A 26,966-nucleotide genomic window follows, 5' to 3' on the forward strand; every position below is an offset into this window, starting at 1 on the left:
TCAACAAATTCGTTGAGTTGGTAGACGAATCATGACTTCACCCATCCGCTTTCGGAAAGCGCGAATTTAATTCTTCGACAATTGGTGCAAAAATTGCTTTTTGTTGGAAAACCTTGAAACGATATTCACTGTGGAGGTCTCATGAAAAATGTACGGATCGGCGTAAAACTGGTGGGCGGCTTCCTCTTGGTCGGTCTGATCACCCTGGCGGTAGGGCTGATCGGCGTCAAAGGGCTAACCGGATTGACGAACAATATTCAGGATGTTTCCGAAGAGCTCAACGCCGTGCAATATCTCTACATCATCAAAGAGTCCGGTCAGGGTTCGACCATCGTCCATCGCTCCCTGCTCAATCCCGCCTTCACCCCGAAGGAGCGCGAGGCACTCTACGCCGAGAACGTGCGCACCCGAGGTGCGATCCGCGCCGCCCGCGAAGCCTACGAAACGTTGCCGAAATCCCCGGAGGAGCAGGTTCTATATGACAATCTATCTTCCGCGTGGCGCAGCCGAGGCGAAGCGGTGGACCATTTCACCGAATTGTCCCACAAACTCGACGCCACCGGCATTATCGACCCCGTGGGTCTGCGCGCCGGTCTGGAGAAGTTTCGCGGCGATCACTACCGCGCTGCGCTCCTGACTCAAAATCTGATCCACGGCGGCACCTCTTTCGAAGGGGGGGATGATGCTACCCTTTGCGCCTTTGGCCGCTGGCTCGCCACCATCCACATCCCCAACCCCCAACTGAACCAACTTCTAACGGAAATTCGCGGAACTCATCAGGGTTTCCACGGTGCCATCGCTCGCGTCAAGGAGGCTGTGGCGCAGGGCGACAGTGAGCAGGCCCAAACCATTTATCGCGAAAGCATGATGCCGGCGGTGGACAAGACCCTGGCCAGCTTCGACGCCATGCTGCAAATCGCCAACGAGGCCAGCGCCCTCTACCAGGAAATGAACGCGCAGCTCATGGGGCCGGTGCGGGAACGCAGCGAAAAGACCTACGAAATGCTTGACAATCTGATCGCCTTGACCAAGGGACATGCCGATAAAGCCACAATCACTGCCGTGAGCGCAAACCGCCAGGCCACCGACCTGAGCACCCTGGGCATGATTACCGGCGCGGTTCTGGCCGTCGGCCTCGGTCTGCTGCTCTCCCGCAGCATCACCCGCCCCTTGGGTCGGACCCTGGAAATGATCGAGGATCTTGCGGCGGGGCGCCTGGGACGGCGCCTAGGCATGAACCGCCAGGACGAAATCGGGCAGATGGCCCGGGCCATGGATGATTTCGCCGACAATCTCGAAAAGGAAGTGCTTGAGTCCTTTCAGCGTCTGGCCGACGGAGACTTCACCTTCCAAGCCCAGGGACTGATCCGCGAGCCGCTGGCCCGCGCCAACCAGAGCCTCAATGCCCTGGTGACCGATCTGCAGCAGGTCGCCGGTCAGATCGCCGGCGCCGGAGGGGAAGTGGCGGACGCCAGCCAGTCCCTCTCCCAGGGGGCGACGGAACAGGCCAGTTCCCTGGAGGAAATTTCCGCCTCCATGACGGAGATGGTGGAACAGACCCGGCAGAGCGCGGAAAACGCCCGCCAGGCCGACCAATTGGCGAACAGCGCGCAAGGGGATGCCGAGGCGGGCAACACCAAGATGCAAGCCATGACCCAAGCCATGGCGGAAATCGCCAGTGCCGGGCAGAATATCTCCAAGATCATCAAGACAATCGAGGAAATCGCCTTCCAAACCAACCTGCTCGCCCTCAACGCGGCGGTCGAGGCGGCCCGTGCCGGACAGCACGGCAAAGGCTTCGCGGTGGTCGCCGAGGAGGTGCGCAACCTCGCCGCCCGCAGCGCCAAAGCCGCTCAAGAGACGGCGGAACTCATTGAGGGGGCCGTGAATAAGACCACGCGCGGAACCCAGATCGCCCAGGAAACCGCCGAGGCGCTGGATAACATTGTCGGGGGGGTGAGAAAGGTTTCGGATCTGGTCGGAGAAATCGCCGCCGCAGTTAACGAACAGGCCGAAGGCATCGGCCAGGTCAACATCGCCCTGTCCCAAATCGACCAGGTCACCCAGCAGAACACCGCCAACGCCGAAGAGAGCGCGGCGGCCGCCGAGGAACTCTCGGCCCAGGCCCAGCAGTTAAGGGAAATGCTCGGCCGCTTCCATTTGCAGGGTCAAGGGATAGATCAGCCACTGCGCCCGGCGAAGTCTGCTTTGGAGAAACAACAGAGGGTCAAGGCCCCCTGGGGTGAAACACCGACTACACCGATGATTTCCCTGGATGATGCGGAATTCGCCCGATACTGAACGGGAGATCGACCTCGCAACGTCAAATACCTACATGCGCCGGACGCTCTACAAAGGAACGTCCGGCGCATTTCCTTCGCGGGGGAAAAGCGGCTCCCGATTCTTCGAAAATTACAACCCGGCGTGTCCCGGACAGGACCGGTGGAACGCAGGCTCAATCCATACCCGAAAAAACTCCTTCCATCTGGCCCCCTCACGCTCGCCGGATGATCTCCACCAGCAGTTCGGCGACCCGTTCCATATCCTCGACCTTGACCTGTTCGTCGACGGTGTGGACGCGGTCCATGCCGGTGCCGAGAATGACCGTTTCAATGCCGTGGCCGTTGAAGATGTTGGCATCGGAGCCGCCGCCGGCGGCCTCGACGGCGATACTTCGCCCCAGGGCGGCGCCGGCCTCGCGCACCAGTTGGACGATGTCGGCGTCCTCGGCCACCTGCATCAGCGGGTAATCGCCGATCACCTCGACCTTGACCGCGCCGTGGACAACCTTGCCGTCGATGGCGACGGAGGCGTTCAGGGCGGCGCGCTGGAAGCAGCCGACCATATGCTCGGTCTGGCGGGTGAGCTTGTCGACGTCGTGACTGCGCACCTCCCCTTCGATCACCACCCGGTTGGGAACGATGTTGGTCGCCTGTCCCCCTTCGATGGTGCCGAGATTGGCGGTGGTTTCATCGTCGATGCGCCCCAGCTTCATCTCGGCGACGGCTTTTCCGGCGATGGCGATGGCCGACAGCCCCTGCTCGGGGGCGATGCCGGCGTGGGCCTCGCGGCCGAGAATCTCGAAGCGCAGCTTGTTGGCGCAGGGGGCCTTGCGGATGATGCGATCGACGCCGCTGGTGTCGAGGGCGAGGGCGCGGCGGGAGCGAACCAGCGAATAGTCGAGCAGCTTGGCGCCAACCAGGCCGATCTCCTCGCAGATGGTCACCACCACTTCGAGGGGACCGTGGGGAATGTTTTGCTCGCGGATGACTTCGAGGGCTTCGATGATCTCGGCGATCCCCGCCTTATCGTCGGCGCCGAGGATCGTCTCGCCGGCGCTGGTGAAAACACCGTCGGCAAGGACCGGCACGACGCCATCGACGGGCTCAACGGTATCCATATGGACCGAGAGCATGAGCGGCTCGGACTCCTTGCCCCGCGCCGGGATCTCAACGATCAGGTTGCCGCTTTCGCTGCCGGCACTCGCGCCGGCGCCATCCATCGTCACCGTGCCGCCCAGGTCCTGAAAGCGCCGGGTCAGATAGCGGGAGATTTCCCCTTCCCGACGGGAAGGGCTGGCGATGGCCGCCTGACGGGCAAATTCTGCACAAAGTCGTTCTCGATTGATCATGGGGGGACCTTCCTTCGGGAATGAAAATCAAGGGGTTAAGAATAGCACGGCGCTTTGGGCAAGCCAAGCTTTACGCCACCGAGGGAAAGCTTCCGCGTGCGACTCAATCCTTGATTTCACAGGTCATTAATCGTACACTGACAAAATTGCAAGTAACTGAATCGGCGGCGAATCGGGGCGCCGTCTCAGCAATCGGCACGACTCGCCCCCCTCCCCGCGATCCTCCTTATCCGTGCCCCACGAGAAAGACTGCCATGGCCATCAGAATCGGCGAACTGCTGGTACGGGAAAAACTCATCACCCTGGCCCAGCTTGAGGAAGCCCTCAAGTGTCAGGTCATTTTTGGCGGACGCCTCGGCACCAACCTCATCGAGATGGGCCTGCTCGAAGAGGGGGATATCGCCCGCATTCTCAGTAAGAAACTGGGTGTCCCCTTTCTCGACCCCCCGGGGCTGCTGATGAACATCCCCCAGGATGTCATCGAGCTGATCTCCCCGGAAGACGCGGCCCGCTATCAGATCATTCCCCTGCGCATGGAAGGCCGCCGCCTTTCCCTGGGCATGGTCGATCCTTCGGATCTCAAGGCCATCGACGAGGTCGCCTTTCGCACCGGTTTCGTCATCCGCCCCGTCGTCGTCCCCGAAGTGCGCATCGTTCTGGCTCTGGAAAAGTACTACCAGATCGAGCGCAAGTTGCGCTATATCAATACCCCGCTGCTGCGCGAGGAGCGTTTCCCCGAGCCACCCAAGGCCCCGGAACCGGTTTCGGACGACCTCTGGTTCGAGGAAATCGAGGAGCAGGTGGCCGGCGAACCTTCTTTGCCGCTGGAACCGGAACTGCACGCCGAATTCGTCAAGGAACATACCATCGACGAACTCTCCCGGGAACTGGCCGAGGCCTCGGAGCGGGACGATATCGCCGACGCCATCGTTCAGTACCTGGGGCAAAGGCTCAAGTGCGGGGCGATGTTCCTGGTGCGGGGGGATCTGGCCATGGGCTGGAAAGCGGTACTCAACAAAGAGCCGGTTCCGGCCTTCGCCCAGCTGCAGATTCCCCTGGACGAAGCCTCGGTCCTCAAGACCGTGGCGCAGACCGCCGGCTACTATCTCGGTCCGGTCCCCCGCTCCCCCTTCAACTCGATGATGCTGCAGGAATTCGGCGGACGCGTTCCGAAAACCGTGCTGTTGGTGCCGCTGGTCATGATGGGGCGCGTCGTCGGTATCCTCTATGTCGACAGTGACGAGCAATCCCTCGGTGATGAGCTTCCCGAACTGCAGCGTCTGGCCGCCAAGGCGATCATGGCTTTCGAGATTCTCATCCTCAAACACAAGATTCTGCAAACCTGAAAAAACGCTGTCATCCCCCTCCACCCGCCCTGGCGCCGGTTATCGGCGAAAACCAGGCAACTGACCAACAAGGTAATGAAATCATGAATATGGAATCCCCCCGGGGAGCCGCCTCGGCCCCCCACGGTAAGGTCATCGAACTGTCCAAGGAGGGACATCGACTGCTCAAGGAGAAACGTTTCCGCGAAGCCTGCGCCCTGTTTGAAGAAGCGCTCACGCTGGAACCGCACAATCCTTATATCCTCACCGGATTCGGCGATGCCTTGCGCTCGTTGAAGAATTTTCCCGCCGCCGAACGCTGCTACCGGGAAGTCCTCGACAACGATCCGAACAACCTCTTCGCCCTGCGCGGGCTGGGCGACACCTATCGCGGCCAACGGCAAACGGATAAGGCCCTGGAGCTGTGGGAGCGCTACATTCGTTTCCGGCCCCGGGACATCTTCGTCATGACCCGTATCGCCGACGCCCACAAGACCATCGGCGACCACCGGCGCGCCGAGGAATGCTATCGGCAGGCTCTGGGCATCGATCGGGAGGACCGTTACGCGTTGATGGGCCTGGCCGATCTCTACCAGAAAATGGGAGAGGACGAGCAAGCCATCCGCCACTACGAAAAAGTGCTGGCGAAAAGCCCGCGGATGATCAACATTCTGACCATCGTCGGCAATCTGCACTGGCATCGGGGGGAACAGGAAAAGGCCCGGGAGTATTACGAAAGAACCCTGCAAATAGAAAGTCACAACTCCTACGCCCTATACGGCATGGGTAATTATTACCGCTGGCGGCGGGAGTTTGAGCGAGCCATCGAATACTGGGAACGGATTCTCGAGCGGGACCGGGGCACCGTCAACATGCTCACCCGCCTCGCCGACGCCTACCGCAACACCGGCAAGATCGAGAAGGCGGAAAATCTCTACCGTGAAAATTTAGAGCGCGGCTACGACAAGTTCAGCCTGCTGGGCATGGCCAAGGTGCATGTCCTGCGCGGCGACAACGACAAGGTTTTGGAACGCTACCGAGAATTAATGGCCAAGGAAGAGGAAGACGGCTGGTTTTTCACGGAAATCATCGGCAAATACGGCGACGAGCGCCGCTTGGAAGCGTTGCGTTTCTACCACGGAGCGCGGGATCTGCACCGGGAGAAACCTGAAGTCTGCCGGCGTCTGGCCGAGCAGGTGGAAAAACTGCAACTGGCTATGGAGTAAAGGCGGAGCAAGCTCCGCCCCTATCTATTGGCAACAAAAGAAAGTCGATTTTTTGAACTACCTGTTTCACCTCTATCTCGCCGAGCCGACGGAAGCGAGTCTGCTCGGCGGCCTACTGGGGGATTTCGTCAAGGGGCGTCTCGATGACCGTTGGCCGGAAGCGATCCGGCGCGGCATCGAGCGCCACCGGGGCATCGACAGCTTCGCCCAGGGCAATGCCGTCGCCCGCCGCAGTCTGCGGCGCATCGATCCCTCCTACCGCCACTGCCGCTCGATTCTCGTCGATGTCTTTTACGATCACTTCCTCGCCCGAAACTGGCATCACCACGCCGACATCCCCCTGGAGCAGTTCGCCCAGCGCTTCTACCGGATCCTCGAAAAGCACCACGAGCTTCTTCCCCCGGGATTGCAACGTATCGCTCTGCGCATGATCGCCGGGCGCTGGCTCGAATCGTACCGCGACCCGGAAACGGTGGAGATCGTTCTGCAACGCCTGGCCGGACGCCTCTCCCGTCCTACGCCGCTGGCCCAGGGGGGTATGGAACTCCACCGCCACTACCGGGAGTTCGAACAGGATTTCACCGAGTTCCTGCCCCAGGCCGTGGCCCACGCCCGCACCCTCCCCGCCTGACACTCCCCACTCCCCACTCCCCACTCCCCACTCCCCACTACTGATACCGGGCCATGAAGCGCCGGTCGATCCAGTCCTTGAGCAGAAACGCCCAGCGCCCTTTCAGCACCAGCTCTCCCCGTTGCAACAGGCCCCGACCATCCCCGAGATTGAGAATTTGCAGAAACATGCGCTGCGGCACAAACTGCTCGAAGGGCTCGTCCTCGAGTGCGGCGAGCAGATTCTCGGCAAGGATCGGCCCCTGGCGCACGGCGAAAACGCCGACCCTGGGCAGAGCATGGTGATGCAGACTGATGCAATCGCCGCCACCGAGAATTTCGGGATAGCTCAGACTGCGCAGGGTGTCGTCCACCAGCAACCCGCCGTCGTCACCGACCGCCAACCCCGATTCGGCGAAGAGGGAGGGCGGAGCGATTCCCCCGGCCAACAGGACCAGGTCGGCGGGGAGCTCGTCGCCGTCGTCGAGGAGAACATGCCGATCCGCCACCCGTTGCGCCAGCACCCCTTCGAGAATGCGGACGCCGCGCTCGGCCAGCGAGGCCAGGGTCAACTCCCGGGCCCGCTCGGGGAAATCGGCGAGCAGGCGTCTGCCGCCGACCAGGGTGATTTCCCCATGTCCCCGGGTATCCCGCAGCAAGCGCCAGAGGGCGCCGGAAAGCTCGACCCCGGAAGGTCCGCCGCCGATCACCACGAGATTTTTGCGCCCCTCGGGCAGCATCGCCAGCAGCCGTTTTCGCGCCTCCAGCAAGTGCTGGATCGGCTTCACCGGCAGCACCGGACAACTGCCGTCATCGGGCAGATCGACCATCACCCGGCTGCCGAGGTTGAAGGAAACCAGGTCGTATGGGAGGGTTGAACCGTCGGAAAGGCTCAGGATGCGCGCCTCGGCATCGAGTCCCGTCGCCATCGCCCGCACCACCGTCGCCCCTGCCTTTTCGGCCATGCGCGCGACGGCGAAAGTGCCCTGCTCGGGGGTATAGATGCCCGCCAGCAGTCCCGGCCCCATGCCGGAATAAAAGTGATTCTCATCGGGCGTCACCAGCGTCACCCGATGGCCGAGACCGATCATCCGCCCCAGTTGCTGCAACACCGGCAGATGGGCGTGTCCCCCTCCGACCAGCACCAGATGTTTGCCCATATTCCAACCCTCCCGCGTCGAGTGAATGTCCAAAAGAGCGAATGCCGCCGTCTTTCTCGAAGTCTTTTCGCACAGTTTACTCCGGAGCGGGCATCTCGGCAAAGGCGGAATTGCAGGGGGGAGCGGTTTCCTGTTCAGGGGTGACGATAATCGAAGCTGTCGGTAAAACGACCCAAGGGGCTTTCAACGCGCACGCTGATGTTATAGGTGCCGGTATTTTCCAGAAAGAGATTGGCCCCGTATCCGCCCAACAGGGAAAGGCCCAGGGCGCGGATTTCGTTTCCCCGTGGGCCCAAAACGCGGAAGAAGACCTCGACATTCTCCCCGACAAGCAGATCAGGGCCGTCGAGATAGAGGACCAGTTCGGGATCAGGGTCCATTTCTTCGTCGAACTCTTCGTCGTCCAGCGGCGGGGTGACCAACCGGTAATCGAGACTCCAGGGGTCCACCAAAAGTTGGCGAATGGAAACGCCCCCGCTTCGTTCGCTCATCAACGAAAAGCGCCCCGGACCGTTGCCCGCCTGTCCCACATAAGCGACCAAAGCCATGCACAATCCACAGCCGAGAATGAGCAGCGGGCGCAGTGGATGGTATTGCATCAAACTCTCTCCTTGAGAAAAATGTCCTCGGCGCAAAATCAGCGCCATCCCACACCTCAGCAAGGCTCGGGCCAAGCTGAAGAAGCTTTGCGATACCGGCAGGTTGTGCTGGGCAGTGAGAACCGAAACGGAAACTCAAGGACCATTCTTGGAGAAAAATGTCGCTGATGTGCGACAGGGGCGTGATTTAACCGAAACAAAAGGGGCCACCGGACAGAAACGATGGCAGAAAGGGGGCTCTCCCTGTCGCTTATTGCCGACAGAGGGAAAAGCTATTCGGGCTTGAAGAGCTGAGGGACGATGTGATGACGTTGCAGCAGCTTGTAAAAATCGGTGCGGTTGCGGTCGGCGATGCGCGCCGCCTGGGAGACGTTGCCCCGGGTCATCTGCATCAGGCGCACCAGATAGTCCTGCTCGAACTTGCGCCGAGCCTCGGCCAGGGTGGGGAATTTTTCGGGGCTCACGCGCAACGCCGCCTGCAGAAGATCGGCGGAAATCACCGGGGTGGTCGACAGGGCCACCGCCTGCTCGATGACATTGATCAGTTGCCGGATGTTGCCGGGCCAGGAAGCGTTGAGCAACATTTCCATGGCCTCGGGGGCAAAACCGGTGAGTTTCTTGCCCGAACGGGTCGCCAGCGTCTTGCGGAAATGTTCCGCCAAGAGGGGAATATCCTCACGGCGCCGGGCCAGGCTCGGTACTTCGAGGCAGACGACGTTGAGGCGATAATAGAGGTCCTGGCGGAACTGTCCAGAGGCGACCGCTGCTTCGAGATCGCGGTGCGTGGCCGAAACGATGCGAACATCCACCGGCTCGACCCGGGTCGAGCCGACGGAGCGCACCTGTTTTTCCTGGATGACACGCAGCAACTTGACTTGCAGGGCCAGGGGCATGTCGCCGATTTCATCGAGCAGCAAGGTGCCGCCGTTGGCCGATTTGAAAAGACCGACGTAATCCTGGGTCGCCCCGGTAAAGGCGCCCTTGGTATGACCGAAGAGTTCCGATTCGAGCAGCGCCTCGGGAATCGAGCCGCAGTTCACCGCGACGAAGGGGCCGGCGGCGCGGGGGCTGGCCAGATGAATGGCTCGGGCCAGAAGCTCCTTGCCGGTGCCGCTTTCACCAAGGAGCAGGACGCTCGATTCGCTCTCCGCCACCAGCTTGAGACGCCCGAGCAGATCCTCCATCAGCGGGCTGCAGGTGATGATCTCCCGGCGCCAGGCGACATCCTTACCGGTGGGGGCGACCCCCGGCTGGGCGCCGCTCAGATTCAGGGCTTTGCGCACTTCCTCCAGCAAGGCCCTGCTGTCCACCGGTTTGGTCAGGAAGGAGAAGACCCCGCGCCGGGTGGCCTCCACCGCCTCGGCGATGGAACCGTGGGCGGTGAGGATAATGACCGGCACCGACGCGTTGATCTTGCGGATTTCCTCGAAGAGGCCGAGGCCATCCATCCCGGCCATACGCAGGTCGGTCACCACCAGATCAGGTTGCAGCACCGGGAACCGGGCCATGGCCTGCTCGGCGCTTTCGACCTGGGTCACGGCATAGCCGGCGGCGGAAAGACGCATGGAGAGCAGGCGCAGCAGATCGGTATCGTCATCCACCAGCAGTATGCGTCGTGCTTCAGCGTTCATGGTTCCTCACCGGCCGGCGGGGCGGAGTTTCTCCCGTTCGCCAAGAATGGTTTCGATCTTTTTCAGCTCCTCCAGCTGACGGTGCAGGGTCTCCGCCCGGGTCTTCTCGGCGGCGAGCTCTCTGGCACAATCCTCATCCCTCTCGACCGCCCCATCCAGCACCCCTTCCAGGACCAAGGCCAGGCCGCGCCGGGGATCATTCGCCCGATCGCTGCGTTCGGCGAGCAATTTCCGGGCCTGCTCCCGGTCGGAAAAGGGCTGATCCGGCCAGAGCGAAAGGAAAATCAGCCGCCAGCGGTCATCTTCTTCGGAGCTGCGAGCAAAACGTTTTTTAACTATATCGTACTCTTTGGCACGCTGCGTGTCGCTCATGCGCCGCAGAATGTCGAGATAAGTCAGGGGTTCGAAAACCGGGCGGGGTTTCTTCACCTTCGGTGGCACTGCCGCAACCTCCACCTCCCCTTCGGTGGCCGCTCTCCAGCGAGGTTCTTCCACGGGGAGCAGGCGTACCCGACCGCAACCGCTCAAAGCAAGAAACGTTACCCCCAACAGCAACAACACTAACCAACGATTCATCTCTCCTCCGGATTCCGGTTCAAGGGCAAAGTCAGGCGGATGCGCCCTCCCACCCCTTCCGGCACACTCAGTTCCCCGCCGTGGGCGCGGGCAATCTCCCGGGCGATGGACAGACCGAGGCCGGTTCCCTTAACGTGCATGGCATTGGACGAAGGCCCTTGATAAAAGGGCTGAAAGACCCGCTCCCGATCCGCCGGGGGAATCCCCATCCCGGAATCGCGCACCTCGAAAAACCACGTATCCCCCTCGCGTCCATCGACGATGGCGATGCTGCCCCCGTCCGGCGTGAACTTGATGGCGTTGGAGAGCAGATTGTCGATGAGGATCCGCAAGCGGCCGGGATCGGCCGGGACCGTCGGCGTTTCGAGACGCGCCTCGCAGCGCAGACCTTTTTTCATGATCGAGGGCTTGTGATCGGCCAGCACCTCGTCCACCAGCAGCGCCGGCGCTACCGGCACAAGCTCCGGCGGGGCGACGCCTTCCGCTTGAAAGCGGCTGAAACCCAGCAGATTTTCGATGAGTTTTTGCAGGTCGCGGCTGCTTTTGCAAAGGATTTCCACGATCTCCCGTTGCGGGACGTTCAGGTCCCCCATCACCTTGTCGTTGAGCAGTTCGCTCCCCTCGCGGATGGACGCCAGGGGGGTCTTGAGCTCGTGACTGATCTGGGCAACGAAACGGGACTTGGAACGCTCGACGTCAGCCAGCTGTCCACGCATCCAGTCGAGCCGCTGCCCGAGAAAAGCCAGATCGCGGGTACCGCCGACCGAGACCGGCGAAGCGAAATCCCCCTCGCCCAGACGGTTGATCGCCGCCACAATCTGTTGAATCGGCCGGGAAATCAGGCGGGCGAACAATCCGATGAACAGCAGCGAGACGGGAACCAGGGCGCCTCCCCACCACAGCAGGGTCTGGCGGGCCTGGGCGGTGGCCTGCTGGATACGGTCCACTTCATCGTAAATCAGGCGATTACTTTGATCGGCGATGGCGTTGGCCCGTTCGTTCAGTTCGGCGAACCCTTGCAGCGCCGCTTCATGGGTCGACGACTTGCGCGGCTCCTCCCGCAACTGCTCAAAAATCTGAGCTTCCAGTTCCACCACCTGACCCAGCCGTTCGGGCAAGGGGGGGGCCAGGCCCAGATTCAGCAAGCGGACCAGGGTTTGCTGAATCTCCCTGTGCTGATCGATCATTTCCTGCAACAACCGCTTGTCGCCAAGCACTTCGTGCTGGCGGGCCTTGCGTTCCAGAGCGATCAGATCGTCAACCAGCAACCGGCTCCCCTCGGTGGCCTTCACCGAGCGGTCAACCACCGCGCCGCTCTCCCCGGCCAACAGAGCCAACGACCGCTGGGCCTGAACCAGCGCCAGAACCAGGGGGAGACAGACCAGGACAAAACCGATCAGCACCAGACTCAAAAAGGATTTCGGTCGATAGCAGCGCATGGCGGTCGAATTCAGTCCATAAGGGGCCAGTCGGTTTCGAAGCCGGGAGGGTGAAACGTTTCGCGGGTGCGGTTGAAATAGCCGTATTGAAGGCGGGGGACGGCGGCCTTGACCCGATCCATCATCGTCTTCATGCCGAGCCCTTCATCCGTCACCCCCATGGCGTCGAGATACATCGTGGGATCGATGCTCAGATTGCGCAGTTGGATGAGATCGACCCCGGTTTCTTCCAGCAGGCGCAAGAGCGCTTCGATCTCGTCGGCGCGATCGGTGAGCCCGGGAAAGACGAGATAGTTGAGCATGGTGAACATGCCGGCCTGTTTGGCCCGGCGGATCGATTCCATGACGTCGGCGAAACGGTAACCCCGGGGGCGGTAATAGGCGTTGTAGAACGGTTCCTGTACCGAGTTGAGGGAGACGCGGATCGAATCGACCCCCGCGGCGGCGAGCTTGTCGACGGCGTCGGGAATGGAGGCGTTGGAGTTGAAATTGATCGTCCCCCGCGTCGTCGCCCGGCGCATTTCCCGTACCGCTTCACAGATGACGCCGGTTTGCAGAATCGGATCGCCCTCGCAGCCCTGACCGAAGGAGACAATGGCGTTTTCCGCCTCTTGCAGATGGGGAACCGCCACCTCGCAGAGCTCCTGCACGGTCGGCACGAAGGTCAGCCGCTCCTGGCTGGCCGGGCAGCACTCCGGCGCCTCCTGCAAGGAGATGCAGCCGAGGCAGCGGGAATTACAGGTCGGCGAGGTCGGCAGGGGCGCTTCCCAGCGGCGGAAGAAAAGATTTTTAGCGGCGAAGCAGTGGTAATCGACGGCGCAGCGGGAAAGCTGTTCGATCAGCCGATTTTCCGGATGCTCCTTGAGCGACCGCCGGACCAGGGGATCGAGCTTGCGGTCGTCGTAGTGCTCGGGGCGCCACTGGGGGTTGCGGTCGACCTTGGCCGCCGCCACATAGAAGCGCTCCTCCTCCACGCACCAGCCGACCGCCGTGTAGGACCAGAGGGGCAACTGCACTGCCTTGCGCCGGTAGTCGGCAGCAGGGAGCAGGGTGCGGGTGTAGCCGGGGGTCATGAAAGCCGAAACCGCCTGGATACGCCCTCCGCCCCAACTGCGCGGCAACGTTTCGACAGTGCATAGTTTGCGGCTGCTCCGGTCGAAACCCATGGGGGGCGTGTCGGGAATGGTGAAGAGACGGCTCCCCTCGGGGAGCGGAATCAGCTCGTCGGCCCGGGGCGCCCGGGGAGTCAGACCGTTCATACCGGCTAGGAGCAGATCGGGATGTTCGAAGACCTCGCCCTGAGCGTCGGCGACGACGGCGAGGATCGTTTTCTTGGCGGCCATGATGATAATCCCATCCTTCGTTATGGCGTTTTTTAAGGGGGATGTAACATAGCACACTGACGAACAAAGGGAAATCGGCAAGGGGCTGATTCCCCTTTTCAACACAGGCGCCATCCGCTATCCTTGCCCCCATGCGCACCCTACTGACCACCCTGCACAGCAAATTCATCCATCCCAGTCTCGCCCTCCCCTGTCTCGCCGCCTATGGCGGCTTTGAGTGCGGCGAGTTGCTCATCCGCGAATTCACCGTTCACGAGCCGAAGGAAAACATCCTCGCCGCCCTGCTTGCCGAGGCACCCGATGTCGTCACCTTCTCGGTCTACCTGTGGAACCGCCGGGAAACCCTGGAACTGGTCGACGCCCTGGCGCTGGTGCGCCCGGAGTTGCGCATCGTCCTCGGTGGTCCCGAAGTCTCCTTCGACGGATCCGAGCTCTTCGCCCGCCATCCCGGCCTCACCGCCCTGGTCCGGGGCGAAGGGGAAATCCCCCTGCGTGCCCTGCTCCGGGCCTGGCAACGGGACGAGGAGCCGGACATCATCCCCCGGGTCTTGCGGCGCGACGGCGAGGAACTCATCGAAGGCCCCGACGGGCCGCTCCTCGATCCCCTCGATGAGCTCCCCTCCCCCTTTCAACTTGGGCTGGTCGATACCGGGCGGGGCTTCGTCTATCTGGAAACCAGCCGCGGCTGCCCCTACACCTGCAGCTTCTGCATGAGCGCGCTGGATCAACGAGTGCGCTCCTTCTCCATGGCGCGCATCCGCGCCGACCTCGACTGGCTGATGGAGCGGGAAATCCCCAAGATCAAACTGGTCGACCGCACCTTCAACTACCACGCCGAACGCGCTCGGGAAATCTTCGCTTACATCCTCACCCATAACCGAAGCAGCCACTTTCATTTCGAGATCGGCGCCCACCTGCTCGACGACGCCACCCTAGACCTGCTCGAAAAGGTCCCCGAGGGGATGTTCCAGTTCGAGATCGGCGTCCAGTCGACCTTGCCCCAAACTCTCGCTGCCATCGACCGGCAAGCCCCTCTCGACCGGCTCGCCGAAAATGTCCGCCGCCTGCGCCGTGCCGGCAATATTCACCTGCACCTCGATCTCATCGCCGGATTGCCCGGCGAAGGCTTTGGCGATTTCCTTGCCTCCATCGACCGGGTGGCGGCCTTGAAGCCCCATCATTTGCAGATCGAACCGGTCAAACTCCTCCCCGGCGCGCCGCTGCGCCTCCAGGCCGAAGACTTCGCCATCCGCTTCGACCCCCATCCCCCCTACACGGTTCTCGCCACGGCCGAGTTGAGCTTCGCGGAACTGGAGCGCCTGCGCGGCATCGGCCGGCTCATGGATCTGACCTTCAACAGCGGCCGCTGTGACCGCTTTCTTGCCGGATTGACCGAAGCTTGCGGCGGGCTGGCGGCGGGGTTGGCGCAACTGGAAGAGTATTGGCGGCGGGCCGGACTCTTTCGCCATCCCCTGTCGCAGCGGGGCGTTTTCGAGGGTTTGGCGGCTTTTGTCGCGGCGGAATTCAGCGGAAAGACAGGAGAGGAACTGCGGGAGCAAGTGGCGCGGGATTTCGCCCACAGCGAGCGGGTGGTGCCGGGCAACGCCCCGGACTTTTTCGACACCGTCCTCGACGGAGACGAAGAACGTTGGGTTCGGGAGGAGGTACGGCAGCAGCAGGAGACGATCAAGGGGCAAGGGATCAAGCTGCAACACTTCGCCGCCCGCTTCCGCCATCTACCCGACCGCCCCGGTCCGACCCTGCTCCTTTTTCTCTACTACACCGAAACCGGTCGGGGACTGCGGGTGGAGGAAATCCCCCTCCCGGACTAGCCGTCACGACAAAGGAAAAGCCGCCGCGACTTTGCTGATCGCGGCGGCTTTTCTTTTACAAAAAATCCTGTCTCTCCCTATTGGGTATGGTCGTCGTGGCAGACCGAGCAGGTCATCATCCCCTGCTGATTGTCGGCCCCCTCGGGACCGTGACAGGAGAGGCAGTATTGGGTCTCGGCAGAGATGCCAGCCGCGACCGGGGCGAATTTTCCGTCCAGGTATTCGTTGAGAATCACCACCGTCTGATAGACCGTTTCCGCCGTGACCTTGGCACAACGGGCGCGTTTCTCCTCGGAGTTCACCGAAGTTCCGGCGGCACTGACCCAGGTCGATTCCGAGACATGGCACAGAGGCGAATTGGGCACCACCTGCGGTTGGTCGGGATAGGCGCTGATCGCGTCGAAGCGGGGACTGGGCAAGGGGGTATGGGCGTACCAGTGGAAGAGGTTCTGGATGAGCTTTTCGTGGGTGCCCTTCTCGTAATAGGCGACCAGATTGATGATGGCCGCGCAGGCCCCGAGGGCGCCACACAGGGTTCCCTGGTTGGCGTAACCGTTGCTCGCATGATCAAACATCATGTCCGGCATGGTGGTGTAGGGATGCCCGACTTTTTCCCGCAGCAGGCTGAGCAGACCCAGCCAGGCGCCGCTACCGCAGCCGTCCTTGTCGAGATAGTGGTCATGAGCGCGGCGGGCGGCCTCCCAGGGATCGAGTCTGACGTAGGGCCAGGGCAGTTCGGTACTGGGAGAAACCGGTTCGGGTTTCTTCTTTTCCATGCCGGCGTAGAGTTTGCCGCCGAGTAAAGCGGCTCCCGCCGCGATCCCCGAGGCCACAAAGGTTCTTCTCGATACGCCGCGCTTCGTCCCTTCCCCTTCTCGATTGGCCATTTGTCTCCTCCTGATGGCGGAGCCCGACGGAAGGATCCGTCACCCGCTCCTGTCCTGTCGTTTCCCCCGCAATCCCCAACACCCCCTCCTGTCGGGAGCGTGGAACGGGAAAGAACGACTATTCGAGTCGACAATGCCTAAAGCAGTCTTTGTGCCAAAACATTAAAAATAAGATAAATTACTGATTTTATTGATAATAAAGCATTAAACGAGACCAATTAATATTAGCTCTGCCTGAATAGTATATTTTTTTCATACGTAAACAAAAATCTGAACTCGACTACCCTATCCTAAGCCACTGTAATAACTGATCATAAATAAACGATTAACGGTTCTTTATAAAAATGAAGTGTCTATTTTTTTTATACGATCTGGGAAGGAGTGGCTGGAAGCGGAACCCTTGAGGTGTTCTCGCCCGCAAATCATGATGTCCGGCGGGGAAAATGAACGATATTCGATGTCTTTAACTCACCACGTAGGCGGCCGAGCCGGTGGCGATGAGCAGTCCGGATTCGTTTTTCAGCTCCATGCGCGCCGAGGCGATGCGGCCTCCCAGGCGGGTAACCTCGGCGCGGGCGTGAAAACTTTGGCCAACACCGGGACGCAGGTAATCGACACGCAGATCGATGGTGCTGAAGCGACCGAAACGGTTCACCAGCTGATCGGCCGACTCGTCGGCATGTTTTTCCGCCACGGCGACCACCACCGCGAAACCACCCACCGTATCGAGGGCGGTGGCGATGGCGCCGCCGTGCAGCCGATTATGAACGTAGCTGCCGACCAGTTCGGGACGCATGACGAAGGTTAGACCGGGGGACGCGGGGGCGAAGGATTCGACCCGCAGGCCGAGCAGGGCGTTGAAGGGGAAACGCTCCTCGAAAATCTCGCGCAGCAATCTTTCCAGGCGGGTCTGCTCCTCCGGGGAGCGGCGAAGGGGCGAAAGGGTCGCGGACATGGGCAATAACTCCGGGGATGGATGAAGCGGACGGCAACGCCGACCTTCAGGGCTCGTGGGCCGGGGCATCGGCCAGAGGCACGATATCCGCCGCGCGCAGGCACAGGGTCAAAGGATCGCCGACCTGCAAGGGTGAGCGGCGCAGGGAGCGGACCGGAATGCGCATCTGCATCCGCGTTTCCGGCAGGCCGTCGGGAACGACCCAGACCAGCGCCTCGCCGCCCAGTTCCAACACCTCACAGACCCGGCCGGGGATGGGATTTTCCAGATGCTCCCCCCAGGGTTTGTCGGGCCGCACCAAGAGCAGGTTGGAGGGGAGCACCGCCCAGCGCACCGTCGTGCCGACGGCGACATCCGGCGCGGGGGTCAGCCGCAGCCGGTGCGCTCCCCAGTTCAGCAGCGCCGCCCCCTCGGCATCCGTGCCGATGAACTCCCCGGCGAAAACATTGGGGATATCGAGAAGCCGGGCTGCGGACACGGAGGCCGGACGAGCCAGGACCGCCGCCGTCGGCCCCGCCTGCAACAGCCGTCCATGGCGCAAGAGCACGAGGTGGTCGGCCATGCGTGCGGCTTCGTCGAGATCGTGGGTGACGAGCAGGATGGTGGTGCGCAGCTCGGCGTGCAAGCGCCGCAGTTCGATGTAAAGGCGCTGGCGGGTGCTGCGGTCGACGGCGGAAAAGGGCTCGTCGAGAAGGAGCAACTGGGGGTCGCGGGCGATGGCCCGGGCCAGCGCCACCCGCTGCCGCTGCCCCCCGGAGAGTTCGTGGGGAAAGCGGCCTTCCAATCCCTCGACCCGGGCCAGGGCGAGATAATGCCGGGCGCGCTCACGCCGTTGCCCCTTCGGCAGATGGGTCAGGGACATCTCGACGTTAGCCTGCGCCGTCAGGTGCGGAAAAAGACCGTAATGCTGGGAAACGAGCCCGATGGGGCGCAGCCGGGTGGGGAGATGAACGCGCTCGTCGTCCCAGACGGCTTCCCCCAGGCGGATGCGCGCCTGTCGCACCCGCAAGAGACCGGCGATGGCGTGCAGAATTGACGTCTTGCCGCTCCCCGACGGCCCGACCAGGGCGGTGATGCGCCCCTCGGGCAGCTCGGCGGCAAAATCGAGCAGCGGACCCTCGTGGCGGATGGCGACGGAAAGGTTCATGCCCTGCCCCGCCCTTTCAGCAGCCGCTCGGCCAACCCGTAACTGACAGCGATGGTGACGAGGGAAATGACGAGCAGCAGCAGGGCCATGGCCCCGGCCGAAGCCGTGTCGAAGGACTGCACCTGATCGTAGATGGCGATGGCGACGGTCTTCGTTTCGCCGGGAATGTTGCCGCCGACCATGAGGACCACGCCGAACTCCCCCAGGGTGTGGGCGAAGGTCAGCACCGCCGCCGAGAGAATGCCCGGCCAGGCCAGCGGCAGCTCGATGCGCAACAACGCCTGCCAAAAGGTCAGACCGCAGCACTGCGCGGCCTCGCGCACCTCCCGGGGAATGGCGGCGAAGGCCCGCTGCATCGGCTGTACGGCAAAGGGGATGTTGAAGAGGATCGACGCCACCACCAGCCCTTCGAAACTGAAGGCCAGGGTGTGCCCGACCAGCCGTTCGTAATACTGCCCGAACAGGGTCTGCCGACCCATGCTCACCAGCAGGTAGTAACCGATCACCGTCGGCGGCAGGACCAGCGGCAGCGCCAGCAGCCCCTCGATCCAGGGCTTGCCTTTAAAGGAAGTGACCGCCAGCCAGCGGGCGACGGCCAGGGCCAGAGGCAGCAGGATGAGCAGGGTCGCCAGCGCCAGACGCAGAGAGAGAGCGATTGCCGACCAATCCATCAGTCCCCCGCCCCTTCCGGCGCGACGAACCCATATCCCGCCAAAACTTCACGCACGGCCGGCGTTTGCAAATAACGGTAAAAATCACGGCTCACCTGCCCCGCGCCCTTGAGCAGCACCATCCGTTGGCGCAGGGGTTCAGCGGCATGCCAGGCTTGCGGAATGACCGCATACCGGCCCAGTCCGCCCGTTTCCGAGGCTTTGACCAGGGACAGAGGAACGATCCCCCCGTCCGCCGAACCGGAAGCGGCGAACTGCATGGCCTGTGCAGCATTTTCGCCGAAGACCAGGCGCGGCGCGACCTCCGCCCAAAGCCCAACGCTCTGCAGGGCCGCCCACGCCGCTCGGCCGTAGGGCGCGTGCTCGGGATTGGCGATGGCGAAACGCCGCAGGCTGCCCGCCGTCAGCGCGGATTTGAGCCCCCGCAGCTCAGGGTCGACAGCCAGGGACGAGCCCGTGGGGGCGAAGAGTACGATTTGGCCGACGGCGTAAAGCCTCCCGCGATCTTCGGTCAGACCCCGATTGGAGAGCCGGAAAACAAAATTCTCATCCGCCGACAAAAAGATCTCGAAGGGCGCGCCCTGTTCGATCTGGGTCATGAAGGTGCCGGAAGAACCGAAGGAAATCCGCACCTTTTGCCCGGTTTCCGCCGAAAAACGGGTCGCCACCTCGGCCAGGGCGAACTTGAGATCGGCCGCGGCGGCAATCGCCGGAACCTCGGCGGCGGCAAGGGGGAACGCCGGACCGACGCTGAAGAGCAACAGGCAAATGACGATAAAACGGAAAAAATGCATCGGAATTTTCCTACTTCTCCTCCCCGCCCCACATCTGGTCCAGATAGCGCTCCCGGCCGGAGCCCCGGCGGTAGATTTTATAGCGCTGGGGGTTCTTTTTGTAATACTCCTGATGATACTCCTCGGCGGGATAAAAGGTCGTGGCCGGGAGGATTTCGGTGACGATGGGGCCGTCGAAGCGTCCCGACGCATCCATGTTACGTTTGGACTGTTCGGCCAACCGGCGCTGGCTATCGTCGTGATAGAAGATGGCAGTGCGGTAATGCTCCCCCTGGTCGGCAAACTGGCCGGTGGGGTCGGTGGGATCGACGTTGCGCCAGAAGACTTCGAGCAGTTCGCCGAAACCGATGCGCGCCGGATCAAAGAGGATGCGTACCGACTCGCGATGGTCGGTGAAACCCCGAGCGACATCTTCGTAACTGGGGTTTTCCTGGCGGCCGCCGGTGTAACCGGAGGTCACGGAAAGGACCCCGTCGAGTTGCGCGAAGGGCGGCTCCATGCACCAGAAACAGCCGCCGGCGAAGGTTGCGATCGCTTGTGTGGCATCCGGGTTCGGCATCGACTCCTCCTTGTCCAAGGTCAGGCCCGGCACGGGCGTGGCAAGCAGTAACAGCAGAAAAACAAACGACAAACGCATCCTCTACCTCCCAAAATCATTCTCCATCAAACGTCTCAAAAAAGCCGAAGGGAGGCCCCTGAGCGAAGTCGAAGGGCTACTCCTTGACGATCAGCCCACAGCCGTAGCGGGGATCGAGATCCGCGACCTTGAGGCGGCAGAACTCCTCCTCCCAGAGATCGAGACAGTAGGCGCCGAACTCCCCGGAACCAGCCTCGAGCCCTTCCAGAAAACGCAGGGTTTCCTCACGCAAAGCGGCATCGAGCCTGCCCTCCCGGCAGACCCGGCCGTGCAGTTCAGCCAGTTCGGCCCGGGGGATGGGCGACGGAACGAAGGGCCGTCCGAGCACGCGATTGGCGAGGGCGGTGAGAAAGAAATCGGAGAGGGCGAGATCGTCCACATGATCGGGATGGCAGCCGGTCAGGTCGAGATTTTCGGGCGCCGGCAGCTCGAAGCCGAGGCGGCCGTCGAAGAGGCGCATCTGCGCTTCGATCCGCTCCAGCCATTCCCCCGTCAACAGCAGATCCTGGCGGGTGGCGAAAGGCCGCTCGCCACCCCGGTCGGCCTCGACCAGGCCTTCAAAGAAGCGCGGTTTATTTCGCATCAGGGCCTCGACCAGGGCGCGGAAAGGGCCGTCGAGGTAGGCCCCAATCGGCGATTGCCGTATCTTTTTGGCCCGCTGTCCAAGACGCAGGGGCAGGCTGTAACCAACCCGGTAGAGGATTTCGAGATAGACCTCGTCGAAGAGAGAGGTGGCCTTGCCGACCTCGCCGTCGCCAAGCTCTTCGAGAGCCAGGTTCAGATAACGGTAAACCTCTTCGGTAACCGCCTGAACCTGAGCCGGCTCCCCGACATCGACCCGCTCGGCAATCAGGACCTTATTGATCAGATAGGTCAGCTCCCAGGCGACCTGCTCGCTGATGCCGCCGGCCAGGACCTCGGCGAGCAGGTCTTTTGGCCGAGCCGGAGTGAGGTAAAAACCGGGCGGCTCGGCATTATCCACCGGAAACAGGGCGCTTTTCCGATAGGATGCGACGTTGAAGCGCTCGGGATCGATGGGGGCATGCACCGCCAGCGCCTCGAAGGGATCGGGAAAGCCCCGGTCGAGCAGGCGGCCGCGGCGCAGGGCGTAGACCTCTTCTTCGAGGAGCGAATCCTGCTCCCAGCGCACCGATTCGAGCAGATGCTGATAGAAGTCGCCGTCGGCGCGAAGCAGGATATCGAGGATCGATCCGACCAACTTGGCGTTTTTATCGTCCCGGAACTCGATTTCGTAGCCGCCGTCCCGACGTACCGCCTCGATGCGCGCGTCATCCTCATCGATATCCTCGGGGCCGCACAAGATGTTGATGTGCTTCTTGATCATCAGCACCAGCAGTTCGAAGTCGAGTTGGCGAAAGGCCCGCACCACCTGATCATCCCCCGCCTCCAACAGCAGGGCCAGCCACTCCAAGGCGACGACGCCGTCGAAGACATCCCCCCGCCAGCAATCGAGATCGAGGAAGGTGGTGAGCTGTTCGGCGTCTACCATCGGTATCAGGTCGACAGAGTCCTCGTGCCCCAGCTCCTTGATCAGTAGATAGACCTCTTGGGCGGCCATACGCAGGACCAAAGCCTCGGCGTCATCGGCCTCGATCAGCAGGTTGTATTTTTTTCGCCCGTGCTCGCGGCGGATGATATCCAACCGTTCGCTTCGGGACAGAGCGTTAAATTCCTTGGCGCTGATGCGGCGAGACTCGCGCAGCAGCTTCAGATGACCGACCCGTTTTTCCGCCGGCAGTTCAATCTTGTCCATTCGGTCAATCTCCTGAAAAAAACTCGTTCTTCACCACGGCAATCAATGAGAAATCCGTGGAGAATCGGATACTTAAAACATAAAGTTTAAAACTTTAACTCAGATTTTCACCTGACGCCAGATCGCCGTCACCTTGCCGAGAATGCGGGTGTCGGGATCGGGACGAAAGGGGACATAGGAGGCGTTCTCCGCCGCCAGATAGACCTCGTCGCCGCGCAGGCGCAGACGGCGGAAAATCACTTCCCCCCAGCGATTGGTGACCAGGACGATATCTTTGTTTTCTCCGCGCCGTCCGGGTTCGAAGATGACCAGATCGCCGTCGCTGATGGTCGGCGCCATGAAATCCCCCTCGAAACGCAGGGCATAACAGCCCGGCGGCAGACCGGGCAGGCGCAGAACGTCTTCAATCTCGGATGGATCGATCGCGGGAAAGGTCGAAGAAATCCGCTTCAGCAAGGGGATGCCGGAATTTTCCGTAGCGACTTCGGCAGGGCGCGCGGCCCCGACGGTTTTCATCCCGCCCTCCCCGGTCAGAAGCCACTCGCGGCGAATGCCGTGCGTTTGGCAAAGGGCGATGAGCAGGGTGTCGGACGGGGTTTTCTTGCCGCTTTCCACGGCGCTGAGAAAGCCCTGGACAATCCCCAGGGCGGTGGCAAAATCTTTCTGGGTCTGGCCCAGGGATTGACGCAAATTTCGGATGCGGGAACCGACATCCGCGGAAGCGAAGGACTGGGAAAACAAAATATCTCCAAGAAATAAAATATTTTATTGAGATTTTTACGTCTTGACAGAAAAAGCTTTTTCGGTAAAAATTATGTTAAGAAATGACAGTTTAACACCGGATAATTCGAGCCGCAAGAATAATATTTCTCAGAAATATATCGAAGGAGGGAATCATGGGCAGCTGTCACTGGCCGTTGATGGAAATGAGCCGCCTGGTCAAGGATGATCCCCAGGCCAACGCGTTGCTGGACGAATTTTTCGACGCCTGTTTCAGCAGCGTCCAGCCCTTCTCTTGGACTCCCTCCCAGACGGCAACGGAACGGGGGGATAAGCGCATTGCCCAGGCCCTGGAGGCGCTCAACGCCTGGCTACGGGATCACGCTCCCGAGACCGAGCCGCTGACGCCGCCGGCGGAGATGCCTCTGGACGACTGGGCTGAGGAAATCGCCCTGCAGCTGCTGACCAACACCCCCTGCTGAACCACTCTCCTTCACGGGGTCGGATCCTTCGCGATCCGGCCCTTTCTTTTTTTCCGCCCCCCTGTCTTCCGCCCCGCCCCCGGCAGATGCCGACCAAGATCAAGCCGCATTCCTTATAGCACAATTATTGTCAGAACGGGCAAAGAGGATTAAAACCCCGCGCTGATGAAATGGGAATTCGGCGGTATAATGAATGGAAACGCTCTCCTCCCATCCCGAAAGGCATCCGCCCATGCCCTACGTGATCGCGACCTTTGTACTTCTCTTGCTCGGCCTCACTACCCCGGCTTTCGCCCTTGACCTGCGGGAACTGATCCGCCAGGTGGAAACCCAGTATCACGGCAGCTCGGCCCAGGCCCGCGTCTCCATGGAAGTCGCCACCGACAACTGGCGACGGACCCTGGAGATGGAATCCTGGTCCCTGGGGCGCGAGCATTTTCTCACCCGCATCCTCGAGCCGCCCAAAGAAAAGGGGGTTGCCACCCTCAAGGTGCGCAAGGAGGTCTGGAACTACCTGCCCAAAGTCGACCGGGTCATCAAAATTCCGCCGTCGATGATGGGTGGTTCCTGGATGGGGAGTCACATCACCAACGACGACCTGGTCAAAGGGAGTCAGGTCGATGAGGATTACACCTTCGCGCTGCTGGAGGAAACGGCGACCAGCTGGCGCATCGAATGCCTGCCCAAACCGGAGGCGGCGGTGGTCTGGGGCAAGCTGGTCTACGAAATCGAAAAAGCGCGCAAGCTCCCCCTGCGCGTCGATTATTACGACGAGGCCCTGCAACCGGTGCGGGAGATCGTCTTCGACGAGGTGCGAGAGATCGGCGGCCGCGTCCTCCCCTCGCGGATGACCGTGCGCCCCCTCGACAAGCCGGCAGAGCGGACCCTCATGCGCTACCACGACATCCGTTTCGATCTCGCCATCACCGAGGATTTCTTCTCCCTGCGTACCCTCAAGGCCCGCTGACATGCTACTGCGGTTGGCCTTCCGTAACCTCTGGCGAAACAGTCGCCGCACCCTCCTGACCCTGTCGGCGATGGTCGCCTCCTCGGCCCTGCTGATTCTGGCTCTCGGGGTCTTTTCTGGGATGTTCTCCGATATGCTCGCCTCGGCGACCGAGCAATATCACGGGCATCTGGTCCTTTCCCGCCCCGGCTATCAGGACGATCGCGATATGTTCGCCCATTTCGCCGCCGACCTGGACCTGGCAGACCAGCTGCGCCGCCGTCCCGGCGTGCGCGGCGCCTCCCCCCGGTTGCGGGCCTTTGGCCTGGTGGCCCACGGCGACACCACCCGCCCCGCCGAACTGCTCGGCATCGATCCTGAGCGGGAATCGCAGGTCACCAGCTTTTCCCGCCAGCTCATCGCCGGGCGTTATCCGCAAGCAGCCGAGGACGACGCCGCCCTCATCGGCGCGGGACTGGCAAAAAAACTCGGCGTTGCGCCCGGGGATGAGCTGGTCTTTCTCACCCAGGCCGCCGACGGTTCTCTCGGCAACGATCTGCTCACCGTCAGCGGCATTTTCCAAACCGGCGCCGGCAATCGGGATAACGGCCTGGTGCTGGTGCAACTTTCCTGGCTGCAGCGCCTCACCGTTTTGCCCGGGAAGATTCACGAGCTGGCTCTGACCATCGACGAGCCGATGGCCGCCGCCGAACTGGCCGCGAGTCTGAAACCCGTCCTTCCCGACGGACTGGAGTTGCGCACCTGGGGGCAGCTGCTGCCAGAGATGCAGGAAGTGATCGCCAGCTATGACGTCTCCCGACTGATCCTGGTGACGATCCTTTATGCCGCGACGGGGCTGGGCATCCTCAACACCATCTTCATGTCGGTCCTGGAACGGACCCGCGAGTTCGGCATCCTCATGGCCCTGGGGATGAAACCCGGGGAAGTGCGCGGACTGGTTCTGCTGGAAACGTTGGTTCTGGCCTTGATCTCCCTGATTATCGGAGTTGCGGCGGGGATCGCCATGACCTTTTATATGCAGCGGGTGGGAATCGACCTGAGCCCCTATCTCTCGGCGGTCACCTACGCCGGCGGCACCCTGGCGCCACGCCTGACCGCCGTGCTCGACGGCGTGAACCTGCTGGTCCCGGCCGCCGCCCTGCTGCTGGTGGCGCTCGCCGCCGGCTATTTTCCGGCCCGCCGGGCGGCGCGATTCAATCCTGTCGAAGCCTTGCGCGAGGACTGACATGGATCTTCTCTCCCTGGCCTGGAAAAACCTCTGGCGCAACCGCCGCCGCACCCTCATCACCCTTTCCGCCCTGGGGTTGAGCCTCTTTCTGCTGCAAACCTTCCACAACCTCTCCTTCGGAGTCTACGCCCAGATGGTCGACAGCGGCGTCCGCGCCGGCTCGGGGCACATCGCCCTCTATCGCGGCGACTACGCGCAAAGCCGGGACGAACAGCTCAGTTTCGCCGAAGCCGGACTGAGTGCCGCCCTCGCCCGGGAGCCGGGGGTACGCGCCGCCCTGCCCCGCGTCTATCTGCCGGGCTTGGCCCAATCGAGCCGGGAAAGTCGGGGGATTCTGCTGATGGGGATCGATCCCGCCGCCGAGGCCGAGGTTAATCCCTTCTGGAAAAACCTGCCGGAAGAAGAGCGGATCGCTGACCCCGAGGGACGCGAAGCGCTGGTCGGCAGCCGGCTGCTCAAAGAACTGAAACTGGACATCGGCAACAAGTTCGTCGTCACCGTGCAGCATCGCGACGGCGAACTGACCAGCGAATTGCTGCGAGTGCGCGGGGTGCTGCGCACTGGCCTCAAGGAGATCGACGGTTCGATGGTGATGGTCGGCCGTCAGCGCGCCGCCGCCATGGCCGGAATTCCCGGGGAGATTCACGAACTGGCGGTCATCCTGGAGCGGGCCGGGGATCAGTCGCCCCTGCTGCCGAAACTGGCGGCGCTGGCGGAAAAATATCCGCAGGTGCGAGCGGTCCCCTGGGAGGTCGCCATGCCCAACCTCTCCGATGCCATCCGCCTCGACTATGCCGGCCAGAAATTCATCTTCGCGGTGATCCTGCTGATCGTCACCATCGGCGTCGTCAACACCTTGCTCATGACGGTGATGGAACGAATCCGGGAATTCGGCGTGCTGCTCGCCATCGGCGCCACCCCCGGCCGACTGCGCCTGATGATCTGGCATGAGGCGCTGCTCCTCGGGTTGCTCGCCATGGTCCTGGGCACCCTGCTCGGCGCCGCCGCCACCTGGTACCTGGTGGAGCAGGGGCTCGACTTGCGCACCCTGCTGCCGGCCGGACTCGAATTCGGCGGCGTGGTCTTCGATCCGGTGCTGCGCGCGGCCTGGGATCTGCCGTGGATGGCGCGGATGGGCCTTTACGTGGTCGGACTCTGCCTGCTCGCCTCCATCTATCCGGCGATCAAGGCCGCCCGCATCCCCCCGGCCGAAGCGATGAGGCATAGGTGAGGCTCAAGGCTGAAGGCTGAAGGCTGAAGGCTGAAGGTGGGAAGTAGGAAGTGAAAATTTAACCGAAGGGCGGGTTCTTTCAGTCTTCAGCCTTCAGCCTAA

At 62.1% G+C, this 26,966-nt stretch carries 24 protein-coding genes; 9 read left to right on the top strand and 15 right to left on the bottom strand.

Features of this window, described 5'->3' with window-relative positions:
* The first annotated feature begins 141 nt into the window (after positions 1-141).
* A complete protein-coding gene (locus BQ4888_RS14095; protein WP_092057911.1) occupies positions 142-2,301 on the top strand; it encodes a methyl-accepting chemotaxis protein in 2,160 nt (719 codons plus the stop codon).
* 193 nt (positions 2,302-2,494) lie between these two features.
* Here the strand turns inward: BQ4888_RS14095 and BQ4888_RS14100 are convergent, their stop codons facing one another.
* Positions 2,495-3,631, bottom strand: a complete 1,137-nt coding sequence (locus tag BQ4888_RS14100) for a M20/M25/M40 family metallo-hydrolase (RefSeq protein WP_092057912.1) — start codon at positions 3,629-3,631, stop codon at positions 2,495-2,497.
* Between the two features lie 254 nt (positions 3,632-3,885).
* On the opposite strand from BQ4888_RS14100, the gene BQ4888_RS14105 reads away from it, so the two are divergent.
* The 3 genes from BQ4888_RS14105 to BQ4888_RS14115 all read left to right on the top strand — a co-directional run bounded on the left by BQ4888_RS14105 (position 3,886) and on the right by BQ4888_RS14115 (position 6,813).
* Positions 3,886-4,977: a GspE/PulE/PilB domain-containing protein gene (locus BQ4888_RS14105; RefSeq protein ID WP_170232888.1), complete on the top strand. Its 1,092-nt coding sequence runs from the start codon at positions 3,886-3,888 to the stop codon at positions 4,975-4,977.
* Positions 4,978-5,060: 83 nt separating this feature from the next.
* Positions 5,061-6,182, top strand: a complete 1,122-nt coding sequence (locus BQ4888_RS14110) for a tetratricopeptide repeat protein (RefSeq protein WP_092057914.1) — start codon at positions 5,061-5,063, stop codon at positions 6,180-6,182.
* Between the two features lie 52 nt (positions 6,183-6,234).
* Positions 6,235-6,813 (top strand): acyl carrier protein phosphodiesterase, encoded by a 579-nt coding sequence (locus BQ4888_RS14115; protein ID WP_170232890.1) that lies wholly within the window; start codon positions 6,235-6,237, stop codon positions 6,811-6,813.
* 37 nt (positions 6,814-6,850) lie between these two features.
* Here BQ4888_RS14115 and BQ4888_RS14120 read toward each other — a convergent pair whose 3' ends face one another.
* From BQ4888_RS14120 to BQ4888_RS14145, 6 genes are all read right to left on the bottom strand, one after another.
* On the bottom strand, positions 6,851-7,951 hold the full coding sequence (locus BQ4888_RS14120) for an NAD(P)/FAD-dependent oxidoreductase (protein WP_092057916.1): 1,101 nt from the start codon (positions 7,949-7,951) through the stop codon (positions 6,851-6,853).
* Positions 7,952-8,085: 134 nt separating this feature from the next.
* Positions 8,086-8,550: a hypothetical protein gene (locus tag BQ4888_RS14125; protein WP_092057917.1), complete on the bottom strand. Its 465-nt coding sequence runs from the start codon at positions 8,548-8,550 to the stop codon at positions 8,086-8,088.
* A gap of 272 nt (positions 8,551-8,822) precedes the next feature.
* Positions 8,823-10,181, bottom strand: coding sequence for a sigma 54-interacting transcriptional regulator (locus tag BQ4888_RS14130; RefSeq protein ID WP_092057918.1), 1,359 nt, complete (start codon positions 10,179-10,181; stop codon positions 8,823-8,825).
* Positions 10,182-10,187: 6 nt separating this feature from the next.
* On the bottom strand, positions 10,188-10,757 hold the full coding sequence (locus BQ4888_RS14135; RefSeq protein ID WP_140396668.1) for a hypothetical protein: 570 nt from the start codon (positions 10,755-10,757) through the stop codon (positions 10,188-10,190).
* Entirely contained in the window at positions 10,754-12,196 is a 1,443-nt protein-coding gene (locus BQ4888_RS14140; protein ID WP_092057920.1) for a sensor histidine kinase, read from the bottom strand. The genes BQ4888_RS14135 and BQ4888_RS14140 overlap by 4 nt, the downstream gene beginning before the upstream one ends.
* An 11-nt stretch (positions 12,197-12,207) precedes the next feature.
* Positions 12,208-13,539 carry a radical SAM family protein gene (locus tag BQ4888_RS14145; protein WP_092057921.1) on the bottom strand — a complete coding sequence of 444 codons (1,332 nt, stop codon included), beginning with the start codon at positions 13,537-13,539 and terminating at the stop codon, positions 12,208-12,210.
* Between the two features lie 131 nt (positions 13,540-13,670).
* On the opposite strand from BQ4888_RS14145, the gene BQ4888_RS14150 reads away from it, so the two are divergent.
* Positions 13,671-15,371: a B12-binding domain-containing radical SAM protein gene (locus BQ4888_RS14150; protein ID WP_092057922.1), complete on the top strand. Its 1,701-nt coding sequence runs from the start codon at positions 13,671-13,673 to the stop codon at positions 15,369-15,371.
* A gap of 77 nt (positions 15,372-15,448) precedes the next feature.
* On the opposite strand, the gene BQ4888_RS14155 is transcribed toward BQ4888_RS14150, so the two are convergent.
* The 8 genes from BQ4888_RS14155 to BQ4888_RS14190 all read right to left on the bottom strand — a co-directional run bounded on the left by BQ4888_RS14155 (position 15,449) and on the right by BQ4888_RS14190 (position 22,977).
* Positions 15,449-16,258: a C-GCAxxG-C-C family (seleno)protein gene (locus tag BQ4888_RS14155; RefSeq protein ID WP_092057923.1), complete on the bottom strand. Its 810-nt coding sequence runs from the start codon at positions 16,256-16,258 to the stop codon at positions 15,449-15,451.
* Between the two features lie 463 nt (positions 16,259-16,721).
* Entirely contained in the window at positions 16,722-17,213 is a 492-nt protein-coding gene (locus BQ4888_RS14160) for a thioesterase family protein (protein WP_092057924.1), read from the bottom strand.
* Between the two features lie 46 nt (positions 17,214-17,259).
* A complete protein-coding gene (locus BQ4888_RS14165; protein WP_092057925.1) occupies positions 17,260-18,360 on the bottom strand; it encodes an ABC transporter ATP-binding protein in 1,101 nt (366 codons plus the stop codon).
* A complete protein-coding gene (gene modB, locus BQ4888_RS14170) occupies positions 18,357-19,031 on the bottom strand; it encodes a molybdate ABC transporter permease subunit (RefSeq protein WP_092057926.1) in 675 nt (224 codons plus the stop codon). The genes BQ4888_RS14165 and modB overlap by 4 nt, the downstream gene beginning before the upstream one ends.
* Complete coding sequence (gene modA, locus BQ4888_RS14175; protein WP_092057927.1) at positions 19,031-19,825, bottom strand: molybdate ABC transporter substrate-binding protein; 795 nt, start codon at positions 19,823-19,825, stop codon at positions 19,031-19,033. Before modA ends, modB begins: the two co-directional genes overlap by 1 nt.
* 10 nt (positions 19,826-19,835) lie before the next feature.
* Positions 19,836-20,384 (bottom strand): peptide-methionine (S)-S-oxide reductase MsrA, encoded by a 549-nt coding sequence (gene msrA / locus BQ4888_RS14180; protein ID WP_205748022.1) that lies wholly within the window; start codon positions 20,382-20,384, stop codon positions 19,836-19,838.
* A 154-nt stretch (positions 20,385-20,538) separates the two neighbouring features.
* Positions 20,539-22,236, bottom strand: coding sequence for a DUF6178 family protein (locus tag BQ4888_RS14185; RefSeq protein ID WP_092057929.1), 1,698 nt, complete (start codon positions 22,234-22,236; stop codon positions 20,539-20,541).
* Positions 22,237-22,335: 99 nt separating this feature from the next.
* Positions 22,336-22,977 carry a LexA family protein gene (locus BQ4888_RS14190; RefSeq protein WP_240746354.1) on the bottom strand — a complete coding sequence of 214 codons (642 nt, stop codon included), beginning with the start codon at positions 22,975-22,977 and terminating at the stop codon, positions 22,336-22,338.
* 155 nt (positions 22,978-23,132) lie between these two features.
* On the opposite strand from BQ4888_RS14190, the gene BQ4888_RS14195 reads away from it, so the two are divergent.
* From BQ4888_RS14195 to BQ4888_RS14210, 4 genes are all read left to right on the top strand, one after another.
* Positions 23,133-23,438 (top strand): hypothetical protein, encoded by a 306-nt coding sequence (locus BQ4888_RS14195; RefSeq protein WP_092057931.1) that lies wholly within the window; start codon positions 23,133-23,135, stop codon positions 23,436-23,438.
* Between the two features lie 232 nt (positions 23,439-23,670).
* Complete coding sequence (locus BQ4888_RS14200; RefSeq protein ID WP_092057932.1) at positions 23,671-24,405, top strand: outer membrane lipoprotein-sorting protein; 735 nt, start codon at positions 23,671-23,673, stop codon at positions 24,403-24,405.
* Between the two features lies 1 nt (position 24,406).
* Positions 24,407-25,630 (top strand): ABC transporter permease, encoded by a 1,224-nt coding sequence (locus BQ4888_RS14205; RefSeq protein WP_092057933.1) that lies wholly within the window; start codon positions 24,407-24,409, stop codon positions 25,628-25,630.
* 1 nt (position 25,631) lies between these two features.
* Positions 25,632-26,864 carry an ABC transporter permease gene (locus BQ4888_RS14210; protein ID WP_092057934.1) on the top strand — a complete coding sequence of 411 codons (1,233 nt, stop codon included), beginning with the start codon at positions 25,632-25,634 and terminating at the stop codon, positions 26,862-26,864.
* Positions 26,865-26,966 lie beyond the last annotated feature (102 nt).

The sequence above is a fragment of the Desulfuromonas acetexigens genome (assembly GCF_900111775.1).
Classification (GTDB): Bacteria; Desulfobacterota; Desulfuromonadia; order Desulfuromonadales; family Trichloromonadaceae; genus Trichloromonas; species Trichloromonas acetexigens.

Coding starts and splice junctions, on each gene's coding strand:
- BQ4888_RS14095 (WP_092057911.1), top strand. CDS start 142: ATGAAAAATGTACGGATCGGCGTAAAACTGGTGGGCGGCTTCCTCTTG.
- BQ4888_RS14100 (WP_092057912.1), bottom strand. CDS start 3,631: ATGATCAATCGAGAACGACTTTGTGCAGAATTTGCCCGTCAGGCGGCC.
- BQ4888_RS14105 (WP_170232888.1), top strand. CDS start 3,886: ATGGCCATCAGAATCGGCGAACTGCTGGTACGGGAAAAACTCATCACC.
- BQ4888_RS14110 (WP_092057914.1), top strand. CDS start 5,061: ATGAATATGGAATCCCCCCGGGGAGCCGCCTCGGCCCCCCACGGTAAG.
- BQ4888_RS14120 (WP_092057916.1), bottom strand. CDS start 7,951: ATGGGCAAACATCTGGTGCTGGTCGGAGGGGGACACGCCCATCTGCCG.
- BQ4888_RS14125 (WP_092057917.1), bottom strand. CDS start 8,550: ATGCAATACCATCCACTGCGCCCGCTGCTCATTCTCGGCTGTGGATTG.
- BQ4888_RS14130 (WP_092057918.1), bottom strand. CDS start 10,181: ATGAACGCTGAAGCACGACGCATACTGCTGGTGGATGACGATACCGAT.
- BQ4888_RS14135 (WP_140396668.1), bottom strand. CDS start 10,757: ATGAATCGTTGGTTAGTGTTGTTGCTGTTGGGGGTAACGTTTCTTGCT.
- BQ4888_RS14140 (WP_092057920.1), bottom strand. CDS start 12,196: ATGCGCTGCTATCGACCGAAATCCTTTTTGAGTCTGGTGCTGATCGGT.
- BQ4888_RS14145 (WP_092057921.1), bottom strand. CDS start 13,539: ATGGCCGCCAAGAAAACGATCCTCGCCGTCGTCGCCGACGCTCAGGGC.
- BQ4888_RS14150 (WP_092057922.1), top strand. CDS start 13,671: ATGCGCACCCTACTGACCACCCTGCACAGCAAATTCATCCATCCCAGT.
- BQ4888_RS14155 (WP_092057923.1), bottom strand. CDS start 16,258: ATGGCCAATCGAGAAGGGGAAGGGACGAAGCGCGGCGTATCGAGAAGA.
- BQ4888_RS14160 (WP_092057924.1), bottom strand. CDS start 17,213: ATGTCCGCGACCCTTTCGCCCCTTCGCCGCTCCCCGGAGGAGCAGACC.
- BQ4888_RS14165 (WP_092057925.1), bottom strand. CDS start 18,360: ATGAACCTTTCCGTCGCCATCCGCCACGAGGGTCCGCTGCTCGATTTT.
- modB (WP_092057926.1), bottom strand. CDS start 19,031: ATGGATTGGTCGGCAATCGCTCTCTCTCTGCGTCTGGCGCTGGCGACC.
- modA (WP_092057927.1), bottom strand. CDS start 19,825: ATGCATTTTTTCCGTTTTATCGTCATTTGCCTGTTGCTCTTCAGCGTC.
- msrA (WP_205748022.1), bottom strand. CDS start 20,384: ATGCCGAACCCGGATGCCACACAAGCGATCGCAACCTTCGCCGGCGGC.
- BQ4888_RS14185 (WP_092057929.1), bottom strand. CDS start 22,236: ATGGACAAGATTGAACTGCCGGCGGAAAAACGGGTCGGTCATCTGAAG.
- BQ4888_RS14195 (WP_092057931.1), top strand. CDS start 23,133: ATGGGCAGCTGTCACTGGCCGTTGATGGAAATGAGCCGCCTGGTCAAG.
- BQ4888_RS14200 (WP_092057932.1), top strand. CDS start 23,671: ATGCCCTACGTGATCGCGACCTTTGTACTTCTCTTGCTCGGCCTCACT.
- BQ4888_RS14205 (WP_092057933.1), top strand. CDS start 24,407: ATGCTACTGCGGTTGGCCTTCCGTAACCTCTGGCGAAACAGTCGCCGC.
- BQ4888_RS14210 (WP_092057934.1), top strand. CDS start 25,632: ATGGATCTTCTCTCCCTGGCCTGGAAAAACCTCTGGCGCAACCGCCGC.